The following is a 12360-nucleotide window of genomic DNA, read 5'->3' as shown; positions in this document are numbered from 1 at the left end:
CCAGGCGGTTTACTTATCAAAACTCCGACCCGCTGCCAGCCGATCGCGCAGACTCTTGGGCCGGATATCGGGCCAGTTCTGCTCGATGTACTCGAGGCACGCCGCACGGTCGGCTTCGCCGTATACCACCCGCCACCCTGCGGGAACGTCGGCGAACGTCGGCCACAAGCTGTGTTGCTCCTCATCATTGACCAACACGAAAAAACTGCCATTATCGTCGTCGAACGGATTCGTGCTCACAGTTCTCCAGGCGTTCTCTCGATATAAGTGGGGTCGTTCCAAACCATACTGGAGGCCTACAGGCTCGGTCGGAGGTTTCGACAAAGTTCCTGATGTGATCCGTTAAGCACTCGTGACACCGCTTGGCAATTCGGTGCGCGGCGCAACGCCCGGGCGTTGACGCCTTGAAGTGCAGTGACCTGCAGCGACGGTATTGGCTGTGTGCCGCCCGCCAAGGGTACGGCACCTGCGGAGAGAAAACGACCGAGTTACGGTCTCGTTGCTCGTTGGTTGCCGGGAAGGAATGCCGCGGCACGCGCCGAGGCGTGGCCCGCAGCTCAGACCTGAGAGGTGTCGGGTAGCGGTCACAGCAAACGCGGTAGCTATCCGGGGTGCGAAGATCGGTGTCATCGCCGGTTGGCAGGGATCCGTTTCCCCGCCCGCGCGGATCGCCGTTCGTGATCTGACAAGACAAATCGCACGCTGACCCGTCTCAGCGAACCACCACGACTTCGTTAGCTGGCCACGGCGCATGAGGCCTTCTGCACGGATCGCGCAGCAATGTAATATGTATCACCATTGCCCGGGACAATGACGCATACAACACCTGCTTCATGACGGGATTGCACCCATTGCTAACGTCCCCATACGCACGCGGGCGAGTTACGATCCGATACCGGGTTACGAAAGATCTGATGTCGGGGCCAATGGCATGGTTTACTCATCAAGATCTGGTCGCACTCGCCGAACGCCGCTCGTTTTGAGCTGACCGCCGCAGGTCTGGCGTGGTGTGATCGAGGTTTGGGTACTGTTCGAGCGGTTGACATAGCGAGTCCAGGAACGGGTTGAAGGGGGTGCGGTGGTCGAACACGGCGTTCGAGCCCGATCCGACGTCGCCGCCGAAGGCAGCCAGGGCGCTAGCCAGCCCTCTAGCCGCTTACGGCGGTTCGGTCGCCAGTCGGCACCCGGATCCCAAGAGCCGGATGGTGGCCGAAGAGGCCGCCGGAATCCGGGTGCTGGAGCATTCAAGCTGCTGGGGCGAATCTGGATCCCGCTACTCATCGTCGCCGTGCTCACCGCCGGCGGATTCACCGTCTCGCGGTTGCACGGGATATTCGGCTCCGAGAAACGTCAGTCGTATGCCGACACCAGGATCAAGGACAGCAAGCCTTTCAACCCCAAGCATCTGAAGTACGAAGTCTTCGGAGCACCGGGGACCGTGGCTGACATCAGTTATTTCGACGTCAATGCCGACCCGCAGCACATCAACGCAGTCACGCTGCCGTGGTCGATGGATCTCTCGACAACGCTGCCGTCAATCGTGGGAAACGTGGTGGCACAAGGCGATAGCGATACTATCGGCTGCCGAATCATCGTCGATGGCACCGTCAAGTCCGAGAAGGTCTCACACGAGGTGAACGCCTTCACGTACTGCGTGCTGACGGCGGCATGAGCGAAGAAACCTTAGGCACGGAGCGGCCCTCGCGACCCTTCATCGCGCGGACAATCCACCGGTTTTCGATCCTCATCATCTTGGGGTGGCTGGGCGTCACGGTCTTCCTCACCATCGGCGTCCCCCCCTTGGAGGCCGTCGAGGCACAGCATTCGGTTTCGCTGACTCCCGTAGATGCACCTTCCTTCAAGGCGATGTCACGCCTGGGCCAGGACTTCAAGGAATCCAATTCCGGCGCCCTCGCCATGATCGTGTTGGAGGGGGACCGACCCCTCGGCCAAGATGATCACAAGTATTACGACGAATTGATTCGTCGGCTGGAAGCCGATACCAAGCATGTCCAGCACATTCAGAATTTCTGGGGAGACCCGGTCACGGCGGCCGCCGCGCAAAGCATTGACGGAAGGGCCGCATATGTGCAATTGAACCTTGGCGGTAGCCAAGGTGCGGCTGCGGGTGACGAATCGGTCGCCGCCATCCGAAGGATCGTGGCAGAGCTGCCTGCGCCAAGCGGGCTCAAGGTCTATGTCACCGGCCCCGCCGCAACCGTCGCGGATATGAACAAAGCGGGTCAAGAGACCGTCACGACGGTGACACTGGCGAGTCTTTCCGTAATCTTCATTACATTGCTACTCGTCTACCGATCGATCTTTACCGTCATTGCTTTGTTGCTGATGGTCGGGCTGGAATTGACGGTTGGCCGAGGAATGGTCGCGTTTCTCGCCTACCACGGACTTGTCGGCCTCACTACCTTCGCGGTTAATCTCCTGGTAGCAGCGGTCATCGCTACGGGTACCGATTATGCGATATTCTTCGTCGGACGATATCAAGAAGCCCGCCAGGCAGGCGAAGATCGCGAAACGGCCTTCTATACCACATTCAGCAGTGTCGCCAAAGTTGTCTTAGCTTCCGGCTTGACAATCGCCGGGGCGGTTCTTTGTTTGAGCTTTACCCGACTACCGTACTTTCAGCCGCTGGGCCTGCCTAACGCGGTGGGTATCGCCGTTGCGGTCCTCGTCGCGATCACGTTGGGGCCGGCACTTATTGCTGCCGGAAGCCGTTTTGGCCTGTTTGAGCCGAAACGGAAGCTCCAAGTGCGCGGCTGGCGGCGAATCGGTACGGCGATAGTTCGCTGGCCCACACCGATCCTCATTTCCACAATAGCGGTCGCCCTTATCGGATTATTGACGCTACCCGGGTATAACCCTAGCTACGACGACCAGAAGTTCATTCCCGATGATATCCCTGCCAGCGTGGGAAACGCGGCTGCAGGACGACATTTTCCCGAGTCGCGAATGATGATGCCGGAAATCCTTGTAGTCGAAGCTGACCACGATCTGCGTAACTCGACCGATATGCTGGTACTGAATCAATTAGCTAAGGGCATACTCGCGGTCCCGGGCATCTCCACAGTTCAGAGTGTGACCCGGCCGGAGGGAACTCCGCTCGCGCACACAAGCATTCCGTACATCATGAGCATGTCCCAGTCGACTCAGCTAACAAATATGGCGTTCCAAAAGGATCGCATGGAAGACATGCTTAAGCAGGCCGAAGAGCTGGCAAAAATGATTGCTCTCTTGCAGCGGATGTTGGGGCTGATGAAAGAACTCATTGGCGTAACTCATGACATGGTCGGCCAAACGCATGAAATCCAGAAAGCCACAGCTGAGTTGCGAGACCGCGTTTCGGACTTCGAGGATTTCTTCAGACCTCTCCGCAGTTATTTCTACTGGGAAAAGCATTGTTACGATATTCCAGTCTGCTTCGCAATCAGATCCGTGTTCGACGCACTCGACGGCGTTGACGAGGTCAATGACAAGTTTACCGAATTGGTGGGAGACCTCGATAAACTGGATGCGCTCCTGCCGCAGTTGGTTATCCAAATTCAGCCAATGATAGCGACCATGCAGAGCATGCGAACGATGATGCTGACCATGCACAGCACCATGCAAGGAACCATCGGCCAGATGGAGGTCAACGGCGGTCAGAATCCGAATGCCATGGGTCAGGCTTTCGACACCTCCAAGAACGACGATACTTTCTATCTGCCGCCGGGGATCATCGAAAGCTCGGACGCCTTCAAACGGGTCATGAAGATCTTCCTGTCGCCGGACGGTAAGAACGCCCGGATGCTCATTTCACAAAAGGGTGACCCGGCAACGCCCGAGGGCCTCTCGCGGGTCGACCCGATCAGGACGGCCGCCGAGGAGGCGCTGAAGGGCACCCCCCTGGAAGACTCCAAGATCTATCTCACGGGGACCGCGGCGGTGGTAAAAGATTTGGTCGACGGCGCCAAATATGACCTGTTGATTGCGGGCGTCGCCGCTATCTGCCTGATTTTCATCATCATGCTGATCATGACACGAAGTTTTATCGCCGCGCTGGTCATTGTGGGTACGGTATTGCTTTCACTGGGCGCATCCTTCGGCATGTCCATCTTGGTTTGGCAGTATTTGCTTGGACTGCAAATACACTGGACAGTTCTGTCGATGGCGGTGATCGTCCTCTTGGCCGTGGGCTCTGACTACAACTTATTGTTGGTCTCCCGGATGAAAGAGGAACTGGACGCCGGGATACGCACCGGCATCATCCGCGCGATGGCGGGTACCGGAAAAGTCGTCACCAACGCGGGCCTGGTATTCGCATTCACCATGGCGTCCATGGCGGTCAGCGACTTGCGCAGCATCGCGCAGCTGGGCACCACGATCGGGATGGGTCTGCTCTTCGACACGCTGGTCGTGCGCGCCTTCATGACCCCGGCCGTCGCGGCGTTGCTGGGACGCTGGTTCTGGTGGCCACAACAAGTGCGCACCCGACCCGCAAGCCAAATGTTGCGGCCGTTGGGCTCGCGCCCGTTGGTACGTGCGCTGCTGCTGAAAGAATCGCGGTGAGGCCCGCATGACCACGGAACCTATGAGTACGGAAACTCCCCCGGCCCCCGCCCGGAAACCGCGCTTTGCCAGGGTGCTTCGTAAGTTGTCGGTGTTGACCATTTTGGGCTGGGTGGCACTCACGCTGCTGGTGACATTCGCCGTTCCCTCGCTAGAGCGCGTAGGCCGGGAACACTCCGTGCCGTTGGCTCCTCAAGACGCGCCAGCGGTGCAGGCGATGATGCGGATGGGCAAGGTCTTCAAAGAGTCCGATTCGGATAGCTTTGTGATGCTCGTGCTCGAGGGCCAACACGAGCTTGGGGACGACGCCCACAAGTACTACGACAAATTGGTTCGCGAGTTACGAGCCGACACGAAACATGTTGAGCACGTACAGGATCTGTGGGGAGATCGACTCACCGCTGCCGGCGCGCAAAGTGCCGATAGTAAGGCCGTATACGTTCAAATGAACCTGGCCGGAAACCAGGGCACGACGCAGGGCCAGGACTCCCTTGCCTCCGTTCGGGATATTCTCGCGCGGACACCCCCACCTCCCGGGATCAAGGCCTACGTCACCGGTCCATCGGCGCTGTTTTCCGACATGCAACAGGCCGGCGATAGATCCATTCTGAAAATGACAGCGGTAGGTGCCGCGATTATTTTCGTGGTGCTGCTTTTCGTCTACCGATCGATCATCACCGTGATTCTGCTGTTGATCACAGTCGGGATCGAAGTACTCGCGGCTCGGGGAATCGTCGCCTTTCTCGGTGATCACAGCCTTCTGCAATTGTCGACGTTCGCCGTCAACTTGCTGGTAGCCCTCGCGATGGCGGCGGGAACCGACTATGGGATCTTTTTCTTCGGCCGATATCAGGAGGCGCGCCAGGCCGGTGAGGACCGGGAATTGGCCTTCTACACCACTTTTCGCGGTGTCGTTCCCGTTGTCCTGGGTTCCGGTCTGACGATCGCCGGGGCGATGTTGTGCCTGAGCTTTACCCGGATGCCCATCTTCCAGACCATGGGCGCGCCCTGCGCGTTGGGCATGGTCGTTTCCGTCGTGATCGCTCTGACGCTGGTGCCCGCGGTAATCACTGTCGGAAGCGGCGTTGGACTGCTCGACCCCACACGGGCGATCCGCTTCGGCCGCTGGCGCCGGATCGGCACTGCGATTGTGCGCTGGCCCGCGCCCATTCTGATCGCGACGGTCGCCGTGGCGCTGGTCGGTTTGGTGACGCTGCCTGGCTACCAGACGAGCTACAACAACCGGCTCTATATGCCTGACGATATTCCCGCGAACGTAGGGTATGCGGCCGCTGACCGACATTTCTCTCAGGCCCGGATGATGCCTGAAATCGTGATGATTGAAGCCGATCATGATATGCGCAATCCGGCTGATTTCATCACCCTGCACCGACTGGCCAGAGGAATATTCAAGGTCCCCGGGATTGCTCGGGTTCAGGGCATTACTCGGCCCGAGGGAACGCCGATCGAACACACCTCGATCCCGTTCATGCTCAGCATGCAAAACGCGGCTCAGTCACAAAACGTGAAGTATCTGAATGCACGTATGGACGATATGCTCCAGCAGGTCGCCATGATCGACATCCAGCTCGCCTCGATGAGACGCCTCTACGAATTGCAGAAAGAGCTCACCGCTCTTACGCACGAATCGATCGTCAAGACCGGCGAAATGACGCAGATCTTGTACGAGTTGAGAAATCACTTCGCGGATTTTGAGGACTTCCTCAGGCCGATCAAGAGCTACTTCTACTGGGAAAAACACTGCTTCGATATCCCGATATGCTGGTCCCTGCGGTCAATATTTGACACGCTCGACGGCGTCGACGAACTCAGCGACAAACTCGGCGACCTTCTCGTGGACCTGCACAAGATGGATGTGCTGCTGCCGAAGCTACTTGAGCAGTATCCGCAGATGATTGCAACCATGGAGTTCTTCAAGAAGACGACGCTGACGATGCACAGCACGATGTCCGGGATCATCGGCCAGGTGAATGTCGACAGCAAGGACGCCAACACGCTGGGTCAGGCGTACGACAACTCCAAGAACGACGACTCGTTCTATCTGCCGCCGGAGATTTTCAAGAACGCGGACTTCCAGAAAGCGATGACTCAATTCTTGTCGCCCGACGGCAAGGCGGCCCGGTTCATCATCTCCCACAAGGGTGACCCGGCGTCGCCCGAAAGCGTGGACCGCGTCGACAAGATACGGACGGCGGCCGAAGAGGCGCTCAAGACGACACCGCTGGAAGACGCCAAGATCTATATCGCCGGAACCGCATCGACCTTCAAGGACTTCAAAGACGGATCCAAATTCGATCTATTGATCGCGGGAATTGGCGCGCTCTGTCTTATCTTCACCATCATGCTCATCATCACGCGCAGTTTTGTGGCCGCTCTGGTGATCGTGGGTACGGTCGCTCTATCGTTGGGCTCGTCGTTCGGTCTTTCGGTGCTGATCTGGCAGTACATCCTGGGCATCAAGTTGTACTGGATGGTGCTTCCCATGTCCGTGATCGTCCTTTTGGCGGTGGGGTCTGACTACAACTTGCTGCTGGTGTCCCGGATGAAAGAGGAATTAAGCGCGGGTATCAACACCGGCATCATTCGCGCAATGGGTGGTACCGGTAAGGTCGTGACGAACGCGGGTCTGGTGTTCGCCTTCACCATGGCTTCGATGGCCTCCAGCGACTTGCGGATCATTGGTCAGGTCGGTACCACTATCGGCCTGGGCCTGTTGTTCGACACTCTGGTCGTACGCTCGTTCATGACTCCGTCGATCGCCACAATGCTTGGGCGTTGGTTCTGGTGGCCGCAAGCGGTTCGCCCGCGCCCGGCCAGTCAAATGCTGCGGCCAGAAGGTTCGCGTCCGCTGGTACGCGCGTTGCTAGGCGAGGAGCGTCCCGGCGAGGCGCCCACCGCCGAGATCCCACGGCAATCCGTCTAGGGTGCCGGAGCCGGAAAGCCAGTCCCATTCCGGAAATCCGGAGACGCCATATGCTTGACCAAAGACAAGGCCATCTCGGGTGGTCCGCCGAAGCGGTGTGGCTGCTGCCTTCGGCTGATCAACAGCGGAAACGCGGCCGCGACCGGAATCACACTGCCGCACAAGCCAACTCGATCGAAAGCCCCAACCCCACTCGAATCGTAAGCCGCCCGCTGGCAAGCATTTCACCCTAACGCGCCTTCATCCCGTGTGACAGCCACCACAGCAAAGAGGGCTGATAGCATCGGCCGAACCACGTGCCGGGTAAGACCGATACCGCCCACACGCTGGCACCCACCATGAAATACTCCCAACTGTGAGCCCGCTTGCGATAGAAGTTGATGGCCTTACGAAGACATTCGGGGAGGGCACACACGCGCTGCGCGGGGTGAGCTTCTCGGTTCCGGCCGGGACGGTTTGCGGCGTGCTCGGCCACAATGGCGCCGGTAAGACCACCACCATCAACATCTTGTCCACGCTGATCCGCCCCAGTTCGGGCCACGCTGTCGTCAACGGATACGACATCGTGCGCCAGCCCGCGGAAGTACGTTCCAGCATCGGGATCGCGGGACAGTTCAGCGCGATGGACCCCCTGCTCAACGGGCGGGAGAACCTGGTGTTGTTCGGTAGGTTGCGCGGACTGAGCCGGCGGCAGGCAAAGGCTCGTGCCGACGAGCTGATCGAACGGTTCGACCTCGTTGATGCTGCCGACCGGCGCGCATCCACCTACTCCGGAGGCATGCGGCGCCGCGTCGATCTCGCTATCGCCCTGGTGGTGTTGCCGAAGGTGCTCTTCCTCGACGAACCGACCACCGGACTGGACCCGCGCAGCCGCCGCACCCTGTACACCCTCGTGAGTTCGATGACCCGACAGGGCATTACGGTGCTGCTGACCACACAGAACCTGGAAGAAGCCGATCTGCTGAGCGACTCAGTCGTCGTCATCGACCAGGGACAGGTGATCGCCAACGGCACCGCCGAGGAACTCAAGCGCAGGGCGGGTGCCGGCTACTGCCAGGTCACTCCGACGAATCCGGCCGACTTGGGTCAGGTCGCAACCGCGCTGACGGGACTGCAAGGCGTCGATGTCGACGCCGACGCCAATTCGGTCTCGGTGATGGCCCCCGACGGAGTGGCAACGCTGAGCGAGGTCTTTCGCCGCGTCGATGCGCTCGGCATCGAACTCACCGACATCTCGCTGCGCAAGCCCTCCCTGGACGAAGCGTTCATCCATCTCACCGAACGAACCGTCACTCAGTCATGAGTGCCCTGGCCGCCCTCACCGAACGTTCGATGACAGGTGCGGTACGCGACGGCGGGCTTGTCTTCGAGATGCTTTCTCCCGTCGGGTATTTGGCCGGTTTCGGGGTAGCGCTGCACGGTCTGGTCGATACCGGGCGCATCAGCTATACGCAGTATCTGGTGCCTGCGGTGGTGGTCCAATCCGTCGTGTTCGTCGCGTTGGTCACCGCCGACCGTGCGGCCCGCGACCGGCTGACCGCGGTGGGCGAGCGGATTGCGGCACTACCGATCCCCGCGGTGTACCCCGTGGCAGCCCGCATAGCGGCGACCCTGATGCGGGCCACGCTTGCCCTCTCGGTTGCGCTGATCGCCGGCTACGCCTTCGGATTCCGGATGACCGGCGGCCTCGGATATGCGCTGGCCTTCGTGCTTATCGCATTGCTGTTGTGCCTGGCTGTGGCGCTGGGTGCCGACGCGCTGGGATCGGCATCGACCAGTCTTGAGGCGGTCACTCCCCTACTGTTCGTCCCGCAGGTGCTGCTGTTCATGCTGTCTACCGGAATCGCTCCCGAGAGAACCTTTCCGGGCTGGTTACGCCCATACGTGCGCAACCAGCCGGTGTCCCAGGTCGCCGAAACGTTGCGCGGCCTGGCGAGCGGGCACGTGATTCTCGGGAACCTCGCCGCCAGTCTCGCGTGGTGTGCCGGGATGATGCTCGTCTTCGGCACAATCACATTGCGGATGCAGAGGCGGGCCAGATGACGACGCAGCCCGGAATGCAGGGCTCCCTACTGACCCAGAGCTGGGTACAGGCCGGCGTGCTACTCACCCGGTGGCGGCGCGATCAAGGTGTGCTGATGGGGTCGCTGCTGCTCCCTGTCTTTCTTCTGGTCGTCTACCAAGTGGTGTTGGGTGAGCGGGTTCGTGCGGTAACCGGCGTCGACAGCGTGTACGGCCTGGTCCCGTTGTGCACTGTGCTGTCGGCGGTGTTCGGCGCTCTGGGCGGCGCGGTCGGCATACAAATGGAACGCGATTGGCGGCTGCTCAGCCGGATGTGGGTGTTGCCGGTTCACCGCGCGAGCGCGCTCACCGGTCGGCTGGCCGCCGAAGCCGTGCGGGCGCTCGTGGGAACGATCCTGATCACAGCGGTCGGGGTGGCGATGGGGCTGCGCTTTACCCACGGCTGGCCCTCGGCACTGTTTTACATTCTGATCCCCTCGATCGCTGTCACCGGGTACACGGCGATGGTCATGGCGCTGGCCGTCCGCACCAATGGCCGCACCATGATGACGTGGCTGGTCGCCGTGACTGTCTCGCTGGCCTTCCTCAACCCCGGGACGACTCCGATCGGGCTGTTTCCGGCCTGGCTTCAACCGTTTGTCCGTGCGCAGCCGATGTCTCCACCCATCGAGGCGATGTGGGCGCTGGCCCATGGGGGCTCGTTCCTGCGGCCGCTGGCGATGACGCTGCTCTGGACGACCGTGCTGCTCGCGGTGTTCATCCCGATCGCGGTGCGTGGCTATCGACGTGCGGCCGAATCCAGCGCCTAATCCCGCAGATTCATTGCCTCGCTGCGTCGGCGTTCGCCCGGTACCACGCCACCGTTGCCACAATGCCGTCCCGTAACGAGATTTCGGGCGCCCATCCCGCCTCCCGTAACACCGAGACGTCCAACAGCTTGCGCGGCGTGCCGTCCGGTTTGGTTGGGTCCCAGCGTGTTTCGCCGGTGTACCCCACTGCGGTAGCGACCATTTCGGCGATCTCACTGATGGTGTGATCGACACCGGTCCCCACGTTGACGTGATTGGGGCCGTCGAAGTGCTCCAGGAGGTGCAGGCTCGCGCTGGCCAAATCGTCGACATGCAGCAACTCGCGTTGCGGCGTACCGGTCCCCCAGTTGGTCACCGCCGGCGCACCACCGGCCTTGGCCTCCTCATAGCGCCGGATCAGCGCCGGCAGCAGATGTGAACCCGATGGGGAAAAGTTGTCACCCGGTCCGTAAAGATTCGTCGGCATCGCCGAAATCCAGGCCAGGCCGTATTGCCGCCGGACCGCCTGCACCTGAAGGATGCCCGCGATTTTCGCGATCGCGTACGCGTCATTGGTCGGCTCCAGCGGGCCAGTGAGCAGCGCGCTCTCCTGAATCGGCTGCGGGGCGAATTTCGGGTATATGCAAGAAGATCCGAGGAACAGCAACCGTGGCACCCGCGCGGCCACAGCCGCGTCCAGCAGGTTGACCTGAATCTGCAGGTTTTCGGACAAGAAGTCCGCGGGATAGGTGTTGTTCGCCATAATGCCGCCAACGCGCGCCGCGGCGTCGACGATCACCTGCGGCCGGGCCTCGAGGATGAAATCGAACGTCGCGGCCCGATCCGTTAGGTCGAGTTGATCATGGGACCGCACAACGAGATTCGTGAATCCCTCGGCCTCGAACTTGCGCAATAAGGCGGAGCCGACGAGTCCCCGGTGCCCGGCGATGTATACCGGCAACGCGCGATCGAGGATGCCGACGGGCGTATCCATGCTTTGCTCAGCTCCAGCCAGGGAGGGCCGGCTTGTCGATCCATGGCCGGCCATCGCACTCCAATGCGGCAATGTCGGCGTCCACCATGATGCGCGCCAGTTCGGCGGTGTGTACGGAAGCCTTCCACCCGAGAGATTGAGCGGCCTTGGTCGCGTCGCCGATCAGCGAATCCACTTCGGTGGGACGCAAATAACGGTCGTCGAACTTCACGTACTTCTGCCAGTCGAGTCCGGCATGCTCGAATGAGGTTTGGGCGAAGTCGCGCACGCTGTAACCGCGCCCCGTCGACAGCACGAAGTCGTCGGGGTCGGCGGCCTGCAGCATGCGCCACATCCCTTCGACATATTCGGGCGCGTATCCCCAGTCGCGGACGGCATCGAGATTGCCCAGGTAGATGTCCGACTGGACGCCGGCTCTGATGCGCGCCACGGCTCGCGTGATCTTTCGAGTAACGAATGTCTCGCCGCGCCTTGGCGATTCGTGGTTGAACAAGATGCCGTTCACCGCGAACAATCCGTACGCTTCGCGATAGTTGCGGGTGGCCCAATAGGAGTAGACCTTGGCCGCGCCGTACGGCGAGCGGGGATAAAAGGGGGTCTGCTCGTTCTGCGGTGGTGGCGATGCGCCGAACATTTCCGACGAGGACGCCTGATAGAAGCGGCAGTCCACGCGGGAAAGGCGGACGGCTTCGAGCAGCCGGACCGATCCCATGCCGGTCGTGTCGCCGGTGTGCACCGGTTCGTCGAAGCTGACCCGTACATGCGATTGCGCCGCAAGGTTGTACACCTCGTCGGGGTCGATGGTGGTCAGCAGGGTCACCAGGCGGGTTCCGTCGGTGAGGTCGCCGTAGTGCAAGAACAGCCGCGCGTCGGACTGGTGCGGGTCGACGTAGAGGTGATCGATCCGCGCGGTGTTGAAGGTGGAAGCTCGACGGATGAGGCCGTGGACCTCGTATCCCTTGCTCAACAGCAGTTCGGCGAGGTACGAGCCATCCTGTCCGGTGATCCCGGTTATCAGCGCTCGCTTCACTGGTTTCTCGCCTCTATCG

Annotated in this window: 9 protein-coding genes; 6 read left to right on the top strand and 3 right to left on the bottom strand. The window is 60.8% G+C overall.

What is annotated here, in order from left to right; translation table 11 throughout:
• Positions 1 to 9: 9 nt before the first annotated feature.
• Positions 10 to 240 (bottom strand): MbtH family protein, encoded by a 231-nt coding sequence (locus OK015_RS13435; RefSeq protein ID WP_268132131.1) that lies wholly within the window; start codon positions 238 to 240, stop codon positions 10 to 12.
• 1012 nt (positions 241 to 1252) lie between these two features.
• Between OK015_RS13435 and OK015_RS13430 the strand changes: the two genes are divergently transcribed.
• The 6 genes from OK015_RS13430 to OK015_RS13405 all read left to right on the top strand — a co-directional run bounded on the left by OK015_RS13430 (position 1253) and on the right by OK015_RS13405 (position 10338).
• Positions 1253 to 1672 carry an MmpS family protein gene (locus tag OK015_RS13430; protein ID WP_326498548.1) on the top strand — a complete coding sequence of 140 codons (420 nt, stop codon included), beginning with the start codon at positions 1253 to 1255 and terminating at the stop codon, positions 1670 to 1672.
• Positions 1669 to 4563, top strand: coding sequence for an MMPL/RND family transporter (locus OK015_RS13425; protein WP_268132129.1), 2895 nt, complete (start codon positions 1669 to 1671; stop codon positions 4561 to 4563). Before OK015_RS13430 ends, OK015_RS13425 begins: the two co-directional genes overlap by 4 nt.
• Before the next feature lie 7 nt (positions 4564 to 4570).
• A complete protein-coding gene (locus OK015_RS13420) occupies positions 4571 to 7507 on the top strand; it encodes an MMPL/RND family transporter (RefSeq protein WP_442791249.1) in 2937 nt (978 codons plus the stop codon).
• Positions 7508 to 7862: 355 nt separating this feature from the next.
• Positions 7863 to 8810 (top strand): ATP-binding cassette domain-containing protein, encoded by a 948-nt coding sequence (locus OK015_RS13415; protein ID WP_268132126.1) that lies wholly within the window; start codon positions 7863 to 7865, stop codon positions 8808 to 8810.
• Positions 8807 to 9550, top strand: a complete 744-nt coding sequence (locus tag OK015_RS13410; RefSeq protein ID WP_268132124.1) for an ABC transporter permease — start codon at positions 8807 to 8809, stop codon at positions 9548 to 9550. Before OK015_RS13415 ends, OK015_RS13410 begins: the two co-directional genes overlap by 4 nt.
• The gene (locus tag OK015_RS13405) at positions 9547 to 10338 is read left to right on the top strand and encodes an ABC transporter permease (protein ID WP_268132122.1); all 792 of its coding nucleotides are present in this window, start codon (positions 9547 to 9549) and stop codon (positions 10336 to 10338) included. The genes OK015_RS13410 and OK015_RS13405 overlap by 4 nt, the downstream gene beginning before the upstream one ends.
• Positions 10339 to 10348: 10 nt before the next feature.
• Here the strand turns inward: OK015_RS13405 and OK015_RS13400 are convergent, their stop codons facing one another.
• Together OK015_RS13400 and gmd are read right to left on the bottom strand one after the other, a co-directional pair.
• Positions 10349 to 11311, bottom strand: coding sequence for a GDP-L-fucose synthase family protein (locus OK015_RS13400; protein ID WP_268132120.1), 963 nt, complete (start codon positions 11309 to 11311; stop codon positions 10349 to 10351).
• 7 nt (positions 11312 to 11318) lie between these two features.
• Positions 11319 to 12341, bottom strand: coding sequence for a GDP-mannose 4,6-dehydratase (gene gmd, locus OK015_RS13395; protein ID WP_268132118.1), 1023 nt, complete (start codon positions 12339 to 12341; stop codon positions 11319 to 11321).
• Positions 12342 to 12360: the final 19 nt, after the last annotated feature.

Source organism: Mycobacterium sp. Aquia_216 (assembly GCF_026723865.1).
In the GTDB taxonomy this organism is placed as follows: Bacteria; Actinomycetota; Actinomycetes; order Mycobacteriales; family Mycobacteriaceae; genus Mycobacterium.
This window is presented reverse-complemented; position numbering and strand designations above follow the sequence as displayed.

Excerpts from the sequence above, each read along its gene's own strand:
- OK015_RS13410 (WP_268132124.1), top strand. The coding sequence starts at position 8,807 with ATGAGTGCCCTGGCCGCCCTCACCGAACGTTCGATGACAGGTGCGGTA.
- OK015_RS13425 (WP_268132129.1), top strand. The coding sequence starts at position 1,669 with ATGAGCGAAGAAACCTTAGGCACGGAGCGGCCCTCGCGACCCTTCATC.
- OK015_RS13400 (WP_268132120.1), bottom strand. The coding sequence starts at position 11,311 with ATGGATACGCCCGTCGGCATCCTCGATCGCGCGTTGCCGGTATACATC.
- OK015_RS13405 (WP_268132122.1), top strand. The coding sequence starts at position 9,547 with ATGACGACGCAGCCCGGAATGCAGGGCTCCCTACTGACCCAGAGCTGG.
- OK015_RS13420 (WP_442791249.1), top strand. The coding sequence starts at position 4,571 with ATGACCACGGAACCTATGAGTACGGAAACTCCCCCGGCCCCCGCCCGG.